The 18939-nt window shown below is 53.4% G+C and carries 12 protein-coding genes; 7 read left to right on the forward strand and 5 right to left on the reverse strand.

The features are described from left to right. Positions 1 to 57 precede the first annotated feature (57 nt). Complete coding sequence (locus NST26_RS15615; RefSeq protein ID WP_340979396.1) at positions 58 to 1020, reverse strand: helix-turn-helix transcriptional regulator; 963 nt, start codon at positions 1018 to 1020, stop codon at positions 58 to 60. Between the two features lie 97 nt (positions 1021 to 1117). Here NST26_RS15615 and NST26_RS15620 point away from each other — a divergent pair, with 97 nt between their 5' ends. Together NST26_RS15620 and NST26_RS15625 are read left to right on the forward strand one after the other, a co-directional pair. After that, complete coding sequence (locus NST26_RS15620; RefSeq protein ID WP_340979397.1) at positions 1118 to 1603, forward strand: GyrI-like domain-containing protein; 486 nt, start codon at positions 1118 to 1120, stop codon at positions 1601 to 1603. 25 nt (positions 1604 to 1628) lie between these two features. Continuing rightward, positions 1629 to 2093, forward strand: coding sequence for a phage tail protein (locus NST26_RS15625; RefSeq protein ID WP_340979399.1), 465 nt, complete (start codon positions 1629 to 1631; stop codon positions 2091 to 2093). A gap of 124 nt (positions 2094 to 2217) precedes the next feature. Here the strand turns inward: NST26_RS15625 and NST26_RS15630 are convergent, their stop codons facing one another. Together NST26_RS15630 and NST26_RS15635 are read right to left on the reverse strand one after the other, a co-directional pair. After that, positions 2218 to 3468 carry an MFS transporter gene (locus tag NST26_RS15630; protein WP_143803563.1) on the reverse strand — a complete coding sequence of 417 codons (1251 nt, stop codon included), beginning with the start codon at positions 3466 to 3468 and terminating at the stop codon, positions 2218 to 2220. Next, positions 3465 to 4301 (reverse strand): TrmB family transcriptional regulator, encoded by an 837-nt coding sequence (locus NST26_RS15635; protein ID WP_340979400.1) that lies wholly within the window; start codon positions 4299 to 4301, stop codon positions 3465 to 3467. The genes NST26_RS15630 and NST26_RS15635 overlap by 4 nt, the downstream gene beginning before the upstream one ends. Before the next feature lie 234 nt (positions 4302 to 4535). Between NST26_RS15635 and NST26_RS15640 the strand changes: the two genes are divergently transcribed. Then, on the forward strand, positions 4536 to 5159 hold the full coding sequence (locus tag NST26_RS15640; RefSeq protein WP_340979401.1) for a lysozyme inhibitor LprI family protein: 624 nt from the start codon (positions 4536 to 4538) through the stop codon (positions 5157 to 5159). A 432-nt stretch (positions 5160 to 5591) separates the two neighbouring features. Here the strand turns inward: NST26_RS15640 and NST26_RS15645 are convergent, their stop codons facing one another. Then, positions 5592 to 6491 carry a DUF1835 domain-containing protein gene (locus NST26_RS15645; protein WP_340979403.1) on the reverse strand — a complete coding sequence of 300 codons (900 nt, stop codon included), beginning with the start codon at positions 6489 to 6491 and terminating at the stop codon, positions 5592 to 5594. Positions 6492 to 6751: 260 nt separating this feature from the next. On the opposite strand from NST26_RS15645, the gene NST26_RS15650 reads away from it, so the two are divergent. From NST26_RS15650 to NST26_RS15665, 4 genes are all read left to right on the forward strand, one after another. Next, entirely contained in the window at positions 6752 to 13147 is a 6396-nt protein-coding gene (locus NST26_RS15650; RefSeq protein ID WP_340979404.1) for a rhamnogalacturonan lyase family protein, read from the forward strand. A gap of 612 nt (positions 13148 to 13759) precedes the next feature. After that, positions 13760 to 15031, forward strand: a complete 1272-nt coding sequence (locus NST26_RS15655; RefSeq protein WP_340979405.1) for a BNR-4 repeat-containing protein — start codon at positions 13760 to 13762, stop codon at positions 15029 to 15031. Positions 15032 to 15237: 206 nt separating this feature from the next. Continuing rightward, positions 15238 to 16011, forward strand: a complete 774-nt coding sequence (locus NST26_RS15660; RefSeq protein WP_340979407.1) for an ABC transporter ATP-binding protein — start codon at positions 15238 to 15240, stop codon at positions 16009 to 16011. 122 nt (positions 16012 to 16133) lie between these two features. Then, a complete protein-coding gene (locus tag NST26_RS15665) occupies positions 16134 to 17390 on the forward strand; it encodes a peptidase G2 autoproteolytic cleavage domain-containing protein (RefSeq protein ID WP_340979408.1) in 1257 nt (418 codons plus the stop codon). Positions 17391 to 17475: 85 nt separating this feature from the next. Here the strand turns inward: NST26_RS15665 and NST26_RS15670 are convergent, their stop codons facing one another. After that, on the reverse strand, positions 17476 to 18774 hold the full coding sequence (locus tag NST26_RS15670) for an alpha-glucosidase/alpha-galactosidase (RefSeq protein ID WP_339256780.1): 1299 nt from the start codon (positions 18772 to 18774) through the stop codon (positions 17476 to 17478). Positions 18775 to 18939: the final 165 nt, after the last annotated feature.

Consider the following 18939-nt stretch of genomic DNA (forward strand, 5'->3'; position numbering starts at 1 on the left):
CGAAAAACCGATTACAGTGGGTCGCGGCGAACGCAACAGTAGGGGGCCGTGCGCTTCCTAAGTACAAAAAAGATCTACTCTAGCCTGCAGCTCCGCTCTTACTTCATCCGGCATTTCCTTCACCTTAAGGTCATCGCCCAGAAATAACAGCCAATTCTTGACTTCCTTCAGCTCCTCCATGCGGTTCACCTCGACTTCCATTTTCAGGATAGCGGTAGTTTGGTAGGGGTCAGTATAGGACAGCGTCACCCTGAACGGGTGATATTTCCGGTATTGGGCAATGGCCCGGGGACCGAGCTCCAGGACAAGGTTGTTCTTCACTTGCTGCTTGCTCAGCTTCTCCTGAATTTTTTTCGCGCTTGGCCTGTTGGAGCCCGGGTAGGGGATGACATCCGTTAGCTGATCAACCGGGATGATCCGTTTCCTGGAGGCGTCCAGGTCGAAGCCCTCGATGAGCCACAGGCTTTTCTGCTGATAGAGACGTAAAAGATAAACAGCATAAGAGATATCCTTCTGGTCTTCCCGGCAGGTGATGAACAGATAACGGTCCGCCAACAGGAGCCGGATCAGCTTGTCCAGCATAGGGTGGGGGAGATCGGACAGGTCCAGCAGATCAGGATTGCCCGGGTGGGTGCCCTCGAACAGCAGGATCTGATTGAGAAGAACAAGCTCCTCCTGCTGATTCTCCGAAATGAGCCCCAGTAATTTCTCCGTCAGCGACTGGCGGCTCTTGAGATAAGGAAGTTGGCCGTTTCTGGTCGCCATGAAGGCAATGAACAGCGCTTTGACCTCATTATCCGTGAACCGGACCACCGGAAGAAGAGAGTTACGCATAACGGAATACCCGCCATCCCGGCCCACCTCTGCAACCAGCGGCATCCCGAGCGCCTCGATCTCCCGGATATCCCGCTGGGCGGTCGAACGCGAAATATTGAATTCCCGCATGATTTCCGTCAGGGTAAAATGGGCACGATTGTTAATGTACCGCATGATGATGTTGATCCGTTCTACTTTTTTCATCGCGGCTCCTAAACAGGTTCATTTTTTGACATGGTTCAAGGTTATCATATACATAGCAGGTGAGGAACACAAATATGAATAAAGGCGGGATATAACAATGGCAGGGTATACTATTGAAGAGAAAGACAGCTTTACGGTGATTGGTCTGGGCGTTGATCTTAAGAGTGATTACACGGACTATGCCGGGATTTATAAGGAGAAGATGGATTTTTGGCAGGCGGTCAGTGAAGATGGCAGGCTCGACTTGTTAAAAGGGATTGCGGAGAATGACTATGTGTTTGTGGTGAACGAAGCGGTGAACGGCAAGATGATGCATTATGCCGGGGTAATGGCAGGTGCAGCCGCACAGATTCCGCAGGAAGCCCGGGTGATTCAATTCCCGAAGGGGGAATACCTCGTAGTGGCAGGCGAAGGAGCGACAACGGAGGAATTAAGCAATACTTTGACGGGCTTGGCCTTCGGACAAGCTTTGCCGCAAGCAGAAGGATACGCCTACGTGGGCGGGCCGAATACCGCTGTGGAGATGGGCAGCCGGGACGGCTCGCTGTATGGCGAAATGTGGATTCCTGTCATAAGAAATTAAGTAACGTAATGGAGGATAACTAACGATGGCATACACAGTTGATTTCAAAGAGGTGTCTTTGCAAGGCCTGGAGTCGTCTCCGGTTGCTGAGGCGCTGGCGGGATTACGTGCGAATGAGGCACGTTATTTCATGAACAAGTATAAGCATGAATTCACAGTCGTTCCGGCCAGTGAAAGCCAGGAGACGTTGGATTACGTGAACGGGATTCTGAGCAAGGAGAGGGGTCTTGAGTTTGCTGCCAAGCCACTCCAAACCTCGCAATTTCAGGTTGAGAACATTCGGTTCGCCTACGTTTTCTATGAGGATGGCCTTGCGCTTAACGTAATGTACACGGTGGATGATCCCAAGAAGCGGGCGGTTGGGTTCAAACTCTCAGAGGGGATGGAGATTCCGAAGGAGCTGGCGGACAAGTTCAAGTTCGCGCGGCAGAAGTCGAAGCTGGCCGGAACAATACGGGGATCGTTTTTTGTGATTAAGGGAGAGTATTAATAAAAATCCCCACAAAGTGAAGTTAAGCTTCGGAGTCTATTCAGAACCTTTGCGGGGGCCCCAAAACCATATACATTCTTGAACGGCCATAAGGGGCTGCCAATCTGGCAGCCCCTTGTATCGTTCAAATCTCCTCCGCTGTATACGTCTTCTGGGTGCGGAGGACCGGGAAGAACCGGTACATCCAGAGCACGGTAATAATCAGGGTGCCAACTCCGCCGATCACGGTTGCAGGCACGGCCCCGACTAGCCCGGCCATCGTGCCGGACTCGAATTCGCCAAGCTGGTTCGAGGTGCCGATGAATAACGAATTCACTGCGTTCACCCGGCCCTGCATCTCCTGCGGCGTGTTGACCTGTACCAGTGTCGAGCGGATAACGACACTCACGACATCCGAGCCGCCGATCAGAACGAGCGCGAACAAGGACAGCCAGAAGCTGTGGGAGATGCCGAACAGCATCGTGGCCAGGGCGAAAACGACCAGCGAGGCGAATAGCATCCGGCCGATGGCCCGTTCCACCGAATAGCGGGTCAGGATGAGTGAGACGATGATCGCACCTACCGCCGGGGCAGAGCGTAGCAAGCCAAGACCGAGCGAGCCGGTCTTCAGAATATCCTCGGCGAAGATCGGCAGCAGTGCCGTGGCCCCGCCAAGCAATACAGCGAACAAGTCCAGCGAGATTGTACCCAGGATAATCTTGCGGGCGAAGACAAACCGTAGGCCGCTGAGGAAGGTGTCCATGCTGACTGCGTCCAGCTTCTTGACGAAATGGACGGTCTTGACGAAGAAGATCAGCACCGTAGATACCAGCAGCGCGGCAAGCGAGGCGATATAGGCGGCAGCCGTACCCCAGACCACGAGGACACCTCCGAGGGACGGGCCGACGATCATTGCCGTCTGCATAGCAGACGCAGACCAGGCCGCTGCCTTAGGTAACTGCTCCCGATCCACAATGTCCGGCACCAGCGCAGCCGAGGCCGGACTCTCGAAGGTACGGCACGCACCAAGCACTGCTGCGGCTGCCAGCAGGTGGACCGCGCTGAGCCAGCCTTCGATGCTGCCGAGGACAAGCAGCAGCACGATGAGGCACTCTGTAAGCTGGCACAGGAACACTATGGTTCGGCGGTCATAGCGGTCTGCCGTCTGTCCGGCAGGCAATGTCAGCAGCAGCATGGGCAGGAATTGGGCCAGCCCGACCAGTCCAAGCTGGTAGGCGCTGCCGGTCAGCGCATACATCTGCCAGCCAATCGCCACCGACAGCATCTGGAAGGCACTGGTGGAGAAGATCCGCGCGATCCATAGGCGCAGGAATGAGCGGTTATGCAGTACAGACGAGCGTGGAGTATTCGCATTCGATGTATTCAGTGTATTCAATGGGTGTCATCCTCCAAGCGATTAGAATCGGGTTCAGATTCGGGGGCCGGCTTCCGCCCGCGCATCTCAGGGTGTTCCTGGAATATTAAGTCGTAATTCTTGCCGTAACGCGCCTCCAGCTCCGCGGCGAAATCCTGCTCTATGCGCATCATCACGACATCGTGATAATAAGACGTCTGAAGCACATCCAGCACAGCCGGATGGTTGCTCTCCAGCGCCGAAGCCTGCGAATGGCGGGTGAAGCTGCCCAGAAGCGAGGTCTCCTTATCCAGCAGGAGCGAAAAGTTCCGGGCGGCCTTCGGCCCGCCTGCCGGTACGCTATGCACAATGACACGCGACAGCGCTGTAGGTATGTCACCTATCACCATCAGGTGGACGGCAATGCCCCGTTCTTCGGCGGCAAGCAGTGTGTCTTCTATCCAGTGCAGATCCTCCGCCCAGATATCTGCCAGAATCTCTGCGCTGGCATTGGCAGCAAGCCGCTTTACCGCCAGATCCACCTGAGCATCTCCCTTCCAGTTGCTGAAGAAGGGCGGTACAGCAGGCAGGTGGCCCAATTCGTTCTCCAGTAGGTGGGCGGTGCGCTCAAATTCCGCCTGAAGCAGCTTAACGACCTGCCGGACCGGAATGGCAGCGAAGGTCACCGGCTCGCCTTCGACTGTCCGGCAGACTCCTTTATCGACCAGACTGCGCAGCGCGGCGTATACATTGGACCGGGACACGGACACCTGCTTGGCGACCTCATAGCCCGAGGAGGGCGGCTGGCCGTGCAGCGCCAGGTAGCAGCGGGCTTCCAGATCGGATAAGCCGAGCTTGCGTAATGCTTCAATCATGGGTGAACCGCCTTTCTGTGAAAGTAAGTATTGCTTCGTTGTATGTAGAAGTATTTCAAAATACTACTCCGATCTCAAAGTGCTGTCAAGCAGCAATTCGCGTCCGTCCGCAGCACCGAGCGTCTCACAAAAATGATTACAGTCGGGTGAAATCAGGTAATAACTATCAAGACAGCTTTAAAAGCCGATATGCAAGAGAGTCTCGACTATAAACCAATGACAGGATGAGGACTTATGCGAAAAGCAATTCTGACTACCATGCTCATCTCCAGTCTGTTAATGGCTGGCTGCGGCAATAACGGGGCGGCAAATGGCGGTATAGCGGCTACTCCAGAGACAGGACAGGCAGCGACGGCAAGCCCGGAGGTTACACCCGAGGTCACGCCGGAGCCGGCAGCTGAGGCTACCGCAGAGCCTGCACCGGAAGCTACGGCACAGGCACCAGCGCAGACAACCGCACCGGAAGCCACGCCGAAGGCCAGTGCGGCGGCGGGGGATTCGCAGCGGCAGACTTATTTTGACAAGCTGGATAAGATTGAAGAGGGCCTTAGCGATCTGAAGGCAATGTCAGACAGCGGGGTCATGACTGATATGAAGGAAGCCGCTTCCAAGGAGCATGAGCGCTGGGACAAGGCGTTGAATGAAATCTACCAGGCGCTAAAAGTGCAGCTTCCCGAAGCCGATATGGCGAAACTGAAAGAGGAACAACTAAACTGGATCAAGGAACGCGATAAGGCCGCAGAGGAAGCGGCTGCCAAATATAAAGGCGGAACGATGGAGGGGCTGGAGTACGCGGCGACCTTGGCATCCGAGACGAAGGAACGTTGTTATAAGCTGGTGGAGTTGTATATGAAGTAATCAAAGAGCGCAGCGATTCTCTCGTAAGGAGGGCCGCTGCGCTGTTTTTTGACCATTTTCGTGACTGTACAGAACCTGTGAATTAGGTAATCATACTACAAGAGCATCCGCACAAAAGGAGTTAGTAGATAGTTAGGAGCAGAAATTGGGTGATAAGTGTATTCGGTGCAATTAAAAACAGTAAAAAGGAAGGAGTTTCTCTTCTAACTGTAGTCTATACAACTAAAACTGCCCGAAAGGGTGAGAACCGAGTTTTAGAGGTGTTTTAGATGTACGGAATACAGCTAAATGGATTTTCGGCGGTACATCAGGCGATATAGTTGTACGTAATGCAGTTAAGCCTAGTACTTCCGCATACACCTTAATCAGGGCACGATAAACCTTACGCAAGTGACTGGGTACATCTGTTTTCACTAGCTTAAATCCATTAACTTAATCAACCTGTGCCCGCCTAAGCAAGAATTGATTCAAATCCCCTGAATATCCTCTGGACACCAAAACACCCTGGTTAACCAATGCCCGCATTCTACTGAGTATAAATGAAGTGCCCAAGAGCTGCTGCGAGACTTCGAACACGCGGATAAAGACACTCCCTGCATTAACGTATCCCTTCCTGACCTGATTGCGCTCTTGCTCCACTTCCAGTTCAGTAACGGACCTCAGAATTACCTCATCCAACGCGCTTTCATCACAGCTAATAATGGCGGTATCTTTCCACAGACGCAGCATTTGATTTTCCTCCGCCAGCCTCAGCCAATCCAATTCGTATCTCCTTCTCTGATCAGATGCAAGCGGGACGCCTTGACTATATTTTTTCACGATAAGCAAGTAACTCTCACGATCGATTGCGCCACTATAAAAGGGTACGAAACCATCTGAGCCATGAATCCCGGCCGATTGATATAGCTCTGACACATTAACCATATGCACCGGTTGTATACGATCCCGCAATACATGCAATACGAAACGCAGCCCGGTCTGGTCATGCGCATTATCCGCCACCCAAATGACGATGATGGCTTGGTGAGGAATGCTCTTCAAGGTCCGGACCATGCGGACAAGCTGATTCTCTTGATTGTGATGCTGACTAAGGCTGTAATTCTCATCACGTTCCATCATCCATAGATGCCTGTTCTGCATTCCGGTTATGGTGTCCAAGCCTGATAAGGGCCCAATTGAGAATGATTCATTAAAAGCCAGGACTTGGTTTGTCTCACGTATGCCGAGGGCACTGAGCGTTACTTTTAAGGAACCTGCATCCGACATGCCGAAAAGAATATGTACATATTCTTGATTCATTCGTTCATTTGAAACTCCGTGTGCCTTTGCCATAAACACCCTCCTAACCAAACATATTCACCATGATACCACATATTGGAATCTTGCTTGCCCCTCATAAAAGTCGATTCTAGGCTGAAAGTGCTTTTTTTTGAGCAGAACGGATCCCTGTTATTTGTTACGCTCCATATGAATGTTACCAGGAAAGGAGGCGGGAGCGCTCAAGCTCAAGCTGGAAGACAACTAGGAGAGCATCTGCACAAGTTTCCCCTGATTTCTAAATTGATTTTAGAATAATAGGAGGAGTTAAGCCCATGGGTAGAAAAAAGAGGTCTGTTCAGAATTCATTGCTCACATTCTTATTATCCTGTCTGCTGGTCTTACCGCTTGCTCTCCCGCCCGCACCGGCACACGCAGCTTCTACCGGAAATCTTCCTGCCAGGCAGGCAGAATATCTGGACCGTGGCTTGGTGGCGGTTCTGACCGATGGCGGCGTCTTTGTGAGCTGGAGGTACTTGAATACGGATTCGGATGAAATCGCTTACAACGTCTATAAGAACGGGATGAAGGTGAACCCGGCACCGATCGTAGACTCTACCAACTATGTGGATACGACGGGTGCAGACAGCTCGCAATATCAGATTTCTACGATTGTTGCCGGGAAGGAGGAAATGCAGCCGGAGCGGGCGGCAGTGTGGCATAACTCTTATCTGCCGATTCCGCTGGATAAGCCTGCTGATGGCCGGACCAAAGACGGGGAGACGTATTCCTATTATGCCGGAGATGCCTCTGTTGGGGATCTGGACGGGGACGGGGAATATGAGATCGTTTTCTTGTGGAGTCCCAGCAATTCTAAGGATAATTCACAAGCCGGCTATACCGGGAACGTCTACATCGATGCGGTCAAAATGGACGGCACCAAGCTCTGGCGCATTGATCTTGGCGTGAACATCCGGGCCGGGGCGCACTATACGCAGCTGATGGTGTATGACCTGGACGGCAACGGCAAAGCCGAGGTGGTGGTCAAAACGGCAGACGGCACCAAAGACGGGCAAGGTACGGTCATCGGTGACGGCACCAAGGATTACCGCAATGACGGCGGATATATCCTGGATGGGCCGGAATATCTAACACTGTTCGACGGCCAGACCGGCGCTGCGGTGTCCACCGTTGACTATGACCCGCCAAGGGGCAATGTCAGCTCTTGGGGAGACGGATACGGCAACCGTGTCGACCGGTTCCTGGCCGGGATTGCATACCTGGACGGCGTGAAGCCAAGCGTTGTGATGGCCCGTGGCTATTATACAAGAACAACGCTTACCGCCTACGACTACACGAATGGCGCATTGGTGAAGCGCTGGAATTTCGACACGAACGAAGCTGGCGCGCAATATGAAGCACAGGGCAATCACAACCTCAGTGTGCTGGATGCAGACGGTGACGGCCGGGATGAGATCATGTACGGTGCGCTGGCGATTGACGATGACGGCACGCTGCTCTACAGCACCGGACTTGGACATGGAGATGCGATGCACGCCGGGAAGCTTGATCCGAACCGGGAAGGGTATCAGATTGTCAGTGTGCATGAGCATAAGGATGCTGCTTACGGACTGGAGATGCGCGATGCCGCTACAGGAGAGATCCTCTGGGGACAATTCACCGGCAAAGATACCGGGCGGGGAATGTCAGCAGATATCGATCCGGAGCATCCCGGTTATGAGTCTTGGGCATCCACGATTGTGAATGGTCAGATGGACCCGTTATCCCGCGGCTATGCGGCTGACGGTGAGGTGATTTATGAACAGAATGAAGTGCCGCGAAGTGCGAATTTTGCGATCTGGTGGGACGGGGATCTTCAGCGGGAGCTGTTCGACCACGACTGGAACAACACTACTGCGCAAGGCATTCCGCTGATTTATAAGTGGGATTACCGCAATAAGCAGCTGAAGGAGATTCTCCGGGCAGCCGGTTCATTGACCAATAATCATACCAAAGGCAACCCGGCCCTTCAGGCGGATCTCCTGGGCGATTGGCGCGAGGAGCTGCTGCTGCGCAGCGAAGACAGCGCGGAGTATAGACTCTATACCACTACGATTCCTACAACCTACAGAATTCCGACGCTTATGCAAGATCCGGTATACCGGCTGGGGATTGCCTGGCAGAACGTGGCGTACAACCAGCCGCCGCACACAGGCTTCTATCTCGGGACGGAGGCCACTGCATTCCCCAAAGCGAATCTGGCACTGACCGGTGCGCCGCAACCGCTGGAGCAGCTCTACCACTTCGGGTTCGGTACGGAGCCGCCAGCAGGAACAACTTCTGTGCAGGCTAACCCTTACACGGAGGGAACGGGGTATGGTTTCGAGAGCATAAGCGGAATCACCTTGGGGACGAACCACGCTTCCCTGCCGGAGAATACCAAGTTTGCGGTAGACCTGCCAAATGCCAATTACAAAGTGACGCTCAAGCTGGGCAGCGGAGACAGAGACTCAAGTGTAGGTGTCAAATCTGAATTTGTGCAAAAGCTGGCGCTCACTCAAATCCGTGCCGGCACACCACTGCTCTACTCCTATGACATTGCAGTGATGGACGGCCAGTTAGAGTTTATTTTCTCCGGCACGGCTGCCGATGTGCAGGAGATCAAGATTGAGAAGTACCCGCAGAAGACGCCGGGAACCGGAACAACCATCTATATGGCTGGTGACTCGACGATGCAATCCTACAGCGGAATGCAGGCTCCGCAGGAAGGCTGGGGCCAGCAATTCAGTAAATACTTCAGCAGCGGAGTAACGGTCCAGAATGATGCCATCGGCGGCAGAAGCAGCAAGTCGTTCATGGTGGACGGCCGTCTGGATAGTATTCTGCAGCGGATCAGACCGGGCGATTATTTCTTCATCTCCTTCGGCCACAACGATGCCAGCGCGGGTATTCCTGACCGTTATGCCTCTCCGGCAGATTATGCAGCGTACTTGACCCGCTACGTGAACGGAGCGAAGCAGCGCGGGGCCACTCCGGTTCTGTTAACGCCGGTAGGACGCAGGGACTTCAATACGATCACTCAAGAATTCAACGTAAGCTTTCCTGAATATGTGAAGGCGGCAAAAGAAACAGCGGCTGCGCTGAACGTGCCGCTGATCGATCTGAGCCAGCTCAGCATTGCGGAGTATAACCGTGTCGGCCTGGCCGCTACGGAGAAGCTTTTCCTGTATGCCAATCCTGGGGAGTATCCGAAGTACCCGAACGGAGTGAGCGATAATACCCATTTCAGCACGTATGGCGCACAGGTCATTGCCGGTCTGGTGGCGGGCGCAGTGAAGGAGATGAACCTCAGCATATCCCCGTTCGTGATTGATCCCGGTATTACCGAGCCGGAGCCAGAGCCGGAGGTTCAGCAGTATGCGGAGGACTTCGAGGGTGACCCGGCCGCAGCACAATACTCGATGGTGAATGCTACGGGCACTGCCGGAACTATGGCGGGGACAGTTACAGAAGAGAACGGGAATAAGGTATTGTCTGTGACGGGCTCCGGCTCCGGCAACCGCGCCAAGGTATTCCGCCTGTTCGATGCGGTGAACGGCGACATTGTGAATGTCGATTTCAATTGGCATTCTGGCAATGTGGGCGCTGTCCCATCGGAGGGGCATTTAAGTCTGCAGGATGCCAGTGAGAATATTATTTTCACCCTGTTCACCAAGACTGGAGCGGCAAGCCCGAATACGAACATTCATTATTTCACCGGCCCGTACACACCAGACTATGGTACCGGCACCACTGCCATTCCAGGGGGCGGAACCGCTACGAATATTCCCAAGAATCAGTGGGTGAATGTCAAGCTGAAGATTGATTTTGCTGAGAAAAGTCTGGATCTCACCTTGACCAGTCTCGCTAACCCAAGTGTCACCCAGACGATCCGCGATATTCCGCTGAGTCCGGGAGTCTATGACAATAACGTCAGGGGCTTGCGGTTCCTGGGTACGCGAAAAGGAGGAGGAGGCACGCTGAATTGGACCACCCAGATTGACAACGTGAAGAATGAGGGTACGAAGCTTCCGGTGGCGGCAGGCGATATGACGGCATTGATTGCGCTGCATCAGGAAGTGAAGGCTATCGATCTCACATCCTACACGGAAGCTTCTGTAGCTGTGGTGCATAGAGCCTTGAACGCTGCCGAGGCGCTAATCGGGACAACAGCCTCGCAGGCGCAAATCGATCATGCTGTGAATATGCTTAAGGTTGCACGCGACTCACTGACCCGTGAGCCTGCGGGTGATGTAAGCACGTACTCATTTGATTTTGGCTCCGGCAGCGCAGCAGATGGCTATACGAAGGTGGATGCCAAACGGGCCTACGTGGAAGGGAACGCATACGGGTTCGCCGACACCGCGCTGGTCCAAGACGAGAACCGGGGAACCGGCAACCCGCTGACAGAGGACTTCACCCGTGTAAACGGGACCTCTTTCGTAGTGGAGATGAAGCCGGCGAATTACCGTGTAACGATGACCATCGGGGATGCGCAAGAAGTGACCCAGACCGGTGTTACAGTGGAGCAAATGAACAAACTGCCGGCTGCCACCATCCCCTCAGGCCAATTCAAGGAAGTGACATATGATATCGCCCTGATCGATGGCGTATTTAATTTCAGCTTCTCCGGCATTACGCCAAAGATCAACGCGCTGAAGATTGAGCGGCTGCCGGAGCAGGGAGTGGCCGATAAGCCAACGCTCTATCTGGCGAGCGATTCCACAGTGGCCAATTATGCGGAGAGCTACCGTCCGCAGGCGGGGTGGGGAGAGACGCTGGGCCGTTATTTTGACACAGAGAAAATCAGCATTGATAACAGGGCAGTCGGCGGACTAAGCAGCAAAACCTTCCTGAACGGCGGATATCTAAACGATATTCTGCTAGGCATTCATGAAGGGGATTATCTGTTCATGCAGTGGTCGCATAATGATTCCACACCTTCCCGCCCGGAACGTTATCTTACTCCGGAGCAGTTCAAGGTGTATCTGAAGGATTACATTAACGGCGCTGTGCAGAGAGATGCGGTACCCGTGCTGGTTACACCTGTCAACCGGAGGGATTTCAGTGGTGAAGTTCTGAACAAAAGCTTCCCGGCATACGTACAGGCGATGAAGGAAACGGCGCAGGAGACGGGCACGCTGCTGATTGATTTGAATCAAGCGAGCTGGGAATATTTTCAGGAGCTGGGCACAGAGGGCACCAAGTCCATCTTCATGTGGACGGGAACCACGGAGGACAACACCCATCTGCAGATGAACGGTGCGATTAAGGTATCGGAGCTGGTAGCGGGGCTGGTGAAGGAGCTGAATATTCCGTTGTCCGCCTTAGTTACTCTGGGAGGAGAGCAAGCGGATCAGACCCCGCCGCATACGTCTGCGGCAGTGAAGGGGGCTGAGCAGAACGGCTGGTACACATCGGCGGCGGAAGTGACATTCACCGCGAGCGATGAGCAGTCCGGGGTTGACCAGACGTATTTCAAGGTGAACGGCGGGGAGCTTCAGACCGGCAGCAAGCTGACGATAAGTGAGGAGGGCAAGCATACTCTGACCTATTGGAGCGTGGATAAAGCGGGTAATAAGGAGACCGAGCAGACACTGGCAGTAGCGGTTGACCTCTCGCCTCCGGCGGTAATTATTCAGGGAGAGGCACAGTATACGATTGACCAGCAGGTCGAGATTAGCTATACGGCTTCCGATTCGGTGTCCGGTGTTGCAGAACCAAGCGGCGAGTTGCTGAATACACCTGCATATATACTTGAACCCGGTCTGCATAAAATAACGGCCACCGTCAGCGACCTTGCTGGCCGTGAGACAAGTGTGGATTTCAGCTATAGTATTTACGCTACGTTTGCGAGTCTGGCTGAATTGACCCGTGCCTTCGCGGGTGAATCGGCAGACCCGGGTGCAGCGGCGCTTGCAGAACAGCTCGCCAGTAAGTTAATGCTGGCGGAGCAAGCGGCGGGGGCGCGTGAAGGGGCGAAGGCCAGAACGTTGCTTGCAGCATACAGCCAGAAGGTCAGCTCTGGGGCCGCTGCGGCTTTTACGATGGAACAAGGGAATGTGCTGACGAGATGGGCCGCATGGATCAGTCAGGGCATACCGCTAGCAGAAAGTGCTCCAGGTATGCCTGTATTGTCGGATAATAACGGGCATGATACGGGGCTGCGGGACGGCGATTATGCGATTACGATGAATCTCTGGTGGGGCAATAATGGCACCGGCTTCAAGCTCTATGAGAATGGCGAAAAGATTGAAGAAGGCGCTCTGACAGACCAGTCACCGTCCGCCCAGTCCGTGCAGATCAAAATTGCCGGCAGACCGAACGGGACATACGTCTATACGCTGGAGCTCAGCAATCTGCATGGATCGGTGACGAGCGCACCCTTGACGGTGACGGTCACCAATGCCTCTCCTGGGCAAGCGGTATTATCCAACGATAACTGGGACGGGGACGGCAGCTATGCGGTGATGATGAATCTGTGGTGGGGGACGAATGCAACGGAATACCGGCTGTACGAGAATGGAGTATTGGTTGATACACAGACTCTACAGGTGCATACCCCGGATGCCCAATCCGCAGTCACTGCAATCTCCGGCAAAACCCCCGGAACCTATGAATACGAAGCCGTCTTGCGCAACGCAGCAGGCGAGACCAGATCTGCGAAGATGACAGTGACTGTAGGGAAGTGAGCAACTGGCTGAAGATTGGATGATGCGCTTGATCGTGTGAAATTTAGTGGGAAAGCCCGGGGAACCGGGCTTTTTTGTGCTTCGAGAGATACATCTCAAGGCTTGGTCTGAATGGGGATGGAGGAGAGGCAGGAGGAGCATTAGTGCCCCTGAGTTAAGCGAAGGTAGGCGGCAATCGTAAATGAAGAGCAAAAGTGCACCTGAATCCAGCGAATGCGGGCCGGACGGGGCAAATATAGTGCACTAGTGCCCCCGAATGTACCGGATACGAGCAAAACGAGCAAATAAGGAGCACTAGTGCACCTCCCTACACTGGATGCCGCTAAAAGTAGGCGAAGAGTAAAAGAGAGTGGGCATTCATGCAATTTGGTGGAGCTATTACAATAAAAACCGCCAGTTACAGCAATCTTGCAATAGTACAGTAACAATCCTTTCAGCAGCATGCTATTCTTGGGCCAGCAACAGTATCAGTAACACTAGCAACTTGCCATGTCACACACTAGGACCAGGCATACGAACACCAGGATAGTTGCTGGAACGGGTAATGCGTTCACATGGCTACCCGGTATCTATTTATGTATGTAAGACCAAGAATTAAGGGAGGCGTAATCGTTGAAGCAGATCAAACAATGGATGCTTACTCTTGTGATGACGTTGCTGCTGACTGTAGTGCCAGCGGGGGCGGGGAGCGCGGCGGCTGTGCTGGAGGAGGTGCCTTTTCCGATGGATTCCAGCAATCAGGCGGGATGGTGGTCTCCTCTTGCCACTTACGGGCTTGGTTATGAGTATGCTTATATGGCTTATAACGCCCCGGGATCGATCCCCGGCAAGCATACGGTAGCTATTGCAAGAAGAGACAACGACGGGATATGGAGCAAGCTTCCGCTCATGGATGGGACAACCCCGGCGGAATATCTGGATGATCTCGGGCACAACCAGCCTTCTATGGCGAGAGACGGAAGCGGACGGTTCCACGTTTTTGCTTCCATGCACAGCAATCCCTGGCACTACTACCGCTCAGATACCGTGGGCGGGATTCCGCAGAATCACTCGGACGAGCTGCCCGCAGGCATGACGGTAACCTATCCCGTAGTCACGACCGCTCCAAATGGAGATCTGTATTTGCTGGTACGTGTCGACAAAGACCCGGCTGGCAAAAGAGAGGCTGTTCTGTTCCGATGGAACAATGCCGACTCCGTATGGACTCAGGTCAAGACCATTGCAGCGCATCTGAATCGGTCGGTCTATCCGGATGATCTGGTCTTCGACGCAAATGGCGATCTGCATATCTTGTTCGAATGGGCGTACTTCGCCGCTAGTCCGCTGCGCCATCAGCTGTCCTATCTGAAGTACAGCCCGTCCACGGGTGTATTCAGCAAAGCGGATGGAGCTCCGGTTACAGCGCCAGTCTCCCTGACTACGGCGGATATTGTGCAGCCTATGGCTCCAAGTGAAGCCTATGTGCAGAGCGGCAGCGACCCCGGCGGTCCGGGTGTCCAGAGCGCCAAGATGACGCTTGATTCAGCGGGACGTCCGGTGATCGCTTACCGCTACCGTGAGGAGGGCAGCACTAGCTTTGCTGTGAAGCAGGCCACTTACGGTGCAGGGGGCTGGAACTTACAGACCGTCTATAACGCTGCCCCCACCAACGCGGCCATTGATGTGACCTGGACGGGTACAACATCCAGAATCTATTATGTCAAAAGCAGTGGTACTGACCGTGCGTTCATGGCAGTGAATACCGGTGGAGGCTGGACAGAGAGTTCGCTTGCACCGGGTATCCCTGTGGAAAGGCTGGCGGTAGACCGCAGCCCGAAGGGCATTGACATCTTGTACCTGGTAGATGTAACGAACCTGAAGCTTTACTATGGGCGAAATAACTAGGCAGTGCAGGTGATTCTCCTTAAATATGCGATCTACCCAAAAGAAAGAACCCGGACATTCGCCCGGGTTCTTTCTTTTGCAGTTTGCCCGGAATGGGCATCATTTCCAGGATGTAAGTCTGGGCAGGTCTAACAAGCGCAGAATACATTGAGCTGCTATAATGTTTCATTAGAAGATTATTACGAAGCAAGGGGGAGCACCGGAACATGATTATATCGCTTGAACAGGTATCCTGGCGGCGTGAGCAGACGATGATTCTGCACGAGATGAATTGGCAGGTGGAGAAGGGACAGCACTGGTGCATTGTTGGTCTGAACGGATCAGGCAAGACGACTATGCTGAATGTCGTGAATGGCTATATATGGCCAACCCAAGGTCAAGTGGAGGTGCTGGGCCACCGCTTCGGCGATGTTGACCTGAGAGAGCTGCGCAAGCGGATCGGCTGGGTCAGCACCTCCCTGCAGCAGAAGCTGTACGGTCATCAGACGGCGCTGAACATCGTTCTAAGCGGCAAATTCGCCACAATCGGACTGTACGACAAGACGGAAGAAGAGGACCTGAAGCAGGCAGAAGAGCTGCTGGAATTCCTGGATTGCTCGGCCCTGGCCACACGCACTTATGATACCTTATCACAGGGACAGCGCCAGAAGATTCTCATTGCACGCGCTCTGATTGCAAATCCCGAGCTGCTTATTCTGGACGAGCCGTGTACAGGACTGGATATTTTTGCGCGGGAGCAGTTACTGCAAATGATCGAGAAAATCACGAAGCAGGAAGCCAGTCCAACCATTCTCTATGTGACCCATCATATCGAAGAGATTACACCCTGCTTCACGCATACCCTGCTGGTGAAGAAAGGGGAAATCTACAAAGCCGACGAGACCGCAGAATGCCTGAAGTCCGAGGTGCTCAGCGATTTCTTCGATACCCCGGTTGAAGTGCAGGAGCATCATAACCGCAAATGGCTCACTTTGGGCTAAAACCGGGGAAGCTATGACAAATAATATTTTGTACCCGGGAGACATGCCGTGTCCATTCCATCAAGTCCGCAATATTGTGTAGGGCAGGACCATAAAAACCACAATATTAGGAGGAATGGCTTATGGCAGATGAAGGATGCAATCAAACCGCTTCCGGATCTTGCTCACATGCAGAGGGGAACTCCACGACCGCAAGCGGGTTTGCTTCTCACGCTGAGGGGTACCAGACCACAGCCAACGCTTCTGCGGCTCATGCTGAAGGGTACCAGACCCTTGCAGTTTTGGACACGGCCCATGCCGAAGGGAATGGTTCGCTTGCATCAGGACCGGCCTCACATGCGGAAGGCTACAGGACCTTTGCAATCAATGACGCTGCCCACGCTGAGGGAGGTTTAACTACTGCTTCCGGAACTCAATCTCACGCTGAGGGTGCTCAAACGACTGCTTCGGGTGTAGCTTCACATGCGGAAGGCAATCAGAGCACTGCAAGTGGAGAATATTCCCACTCAGAAGGCTACCTGACTGTAGCTGCTGGTTCTGCTGCTCATGCAGAAGGCTTCTCAACACTGGCAAATGGGTTTATTTCTCATGCTGAAGGTTCCTTCACTGAGGCCAATGGAAACTTTTCTCATGCTGAAGGTTCAGGTACAATTGCAGGTGCTCAGAACTCTCATGCTGAAGGGAACAGTACGGTTGTTCTTCCAGAACACACTGATGCTCATATTATGGGTACTTATGGTGAAACACTGTTTCCTTCTTCTTGGCATTTAGCCAATGGTACTCCAGCCGCCTCTAGCCTGGCTGCTGCACTTGAGGCGGCTTCCGGAGATTTATACCTTCTAGGCACGGTAAAGAATTTTGGGGCGGATTATGCTGAAATGTTTGAGACAGTGGATGGAATGCCGATAGAGCCGGGTTATTTTGTGACCACGGATGGGGAGCGGGTCAGAAGAGCAACCCCGGCAGATCTTTACATCCTAGGCGTGGTCAGTGCTACACCCTCTGTCCTTGGAGACGCAAGTCCTTTGCATTGGAAAGACAAATACGAAAAGGATGAATGGGGCAGGGTCAAATATGAAGACCGGGAAGTGGAAGCCGTGACAGACAGCGAGGGCAATGTTCTGGCGCCTGCGTATACTGTGAAAGCTGCTGTGATCAATCCCCAATTCGACCCTTCCCAAACCTATGTGTCACGGATGGATCGTCCAGAGTGGGTGGCTGTAGGAACCATGGGTAAGCTGCTGGTCCGTGATGATGGCACCTGTCAGGTGAATGAATATTGTATGCCTGGTGAGAATGGAGTAGCAACCGCTTCTGCGGAAGGGTACCGCGTTCTTGCCAGAACAGCACCTGATCAAATCCGAATTTATGTGAAATAAAGATGATTCAGCAAGAAGGTGCAGCTAAAAAATATAGAGCAGCGATCCCCTGTTAACGGAGATCGCTGCTTTTGTGATGGAGAAATTATTGATACTTCGGCAGCCAGTCACCATGAGCCGCGATCAGGTCGTCGCACATGCTGACAATGTCGTCCATCGACAGTTCGGCGGCGGTATGCGGGTCCAGCATGGCGGCGTGATAGATATGCTCCTTTTTGCGAGTCATAGCGGCTTCTATGGTCAGGAGCTGGGTGTTGATGTTGGTCCGGTTCAGCGCTGCGCACTGCGGAGGCAGATCACCCACGAAGGTTGGCGTTACGCCGCTTCTGTCCACCAGACAAGGCACCTCGACACAAGCTTCACGCGGCAGATTGGTGATCAGCCCCGTGTTCATCACATTGCCGCCGATCTTGAACGGTACATCCGTCTCCATGGCTTCCAGGATGTAAGAGGCATACTCATGGGAACGCTCATGCGTCAGATCCTGGTTGTTCACCAGATCTCCGCGCATCTGCTCCCACCCCTTAATCTGTTCCACGCAGCGGCGCGGATATTCGTCCAGCGGAATCTGGAAGCGTTCGATCAGCTCCGGGTAGTTCCGCTTGATGAAGTACGGATGATACTCGGCGTTATGTTCAGAAGATTCCGTAATATAGTAGCCGAATTTCAGCATCATCTCATAGCGGACCATATCATAATGCGGCTCAAGCTGCTTCTCGGCCGCGCGCCGTTTGATCTCCGGGTACAGATCCTCGCCGTCTTTGGTGACTTCAAGCAGCCAGGCCATGTGGTTGATGCCGGCGATTTTGGCTTGTACCCCTGTCTTGTCGATGCCGAGGTGGTCGAACAATCCGGGAATACATTGCTGTACGCTGTGACACAGGCCGATTGTATTCACGCCGCCGTAGGTATTCATGACATTCGTCAGAACGGCCATCGGGTTCGTATAATTCAGGAACAGCGCATCCGGGCACACCTCGCGGATATCCGCTGCAAAATCCAGCATCACCGGTATGGTGCGCAGGTTGCGGAAGATACCGCCGATGCCTACCGTGTCAGCAATCGTCTGGCGCAGGCCATATTTCTTCGGAATCTCAAAATCCGTAATCGTACAAGGATCGTACCCGCCGACCTGAATGGCGTTCACCACATATTTGGCACCGCGCAGCGCTTCCTTACGGTCGGTATATGTGGTCACAGTGCATGTGCTGCCGCTGCTTTTCTTCAGATTCTGGAGCATACTCGCTGAGTCATTCAAGCGCTGAAGATCGATATCGAATAATGCAAGCTCGAAGCCCTGAAGGGCAGGTGTAGCCATGATATCGCCGAGGACATTCTTCGCGAAGACGGTACTTCCGGCACCGATAAATGTAACTTTTGACATAAGTGTTAAGCCTCCTGTAAGATGCGTGAAAAGCCTTCTGTCATACAGCCGCTTGCGGACGAAACTGACATAAATGTGCTGAAACAGAAGCTTTTTTCGCTGATTTCTACTATAATCACTATAGAATAGAACCGCTGCGCAGGCTATGGAGAAAGACAAGATACA

It is taken from the genome of Paenibacillus sp. FSL R7-0128 (genome assembly GCF_038002245.1).
Classification (GTDB): domain Bacteria; phylum Bacillota; class Bacilli; order Paenibacillales; family Paenibacillaceae; genus Paenibacillus_AQ; species Paenibacillus_AQ silagei.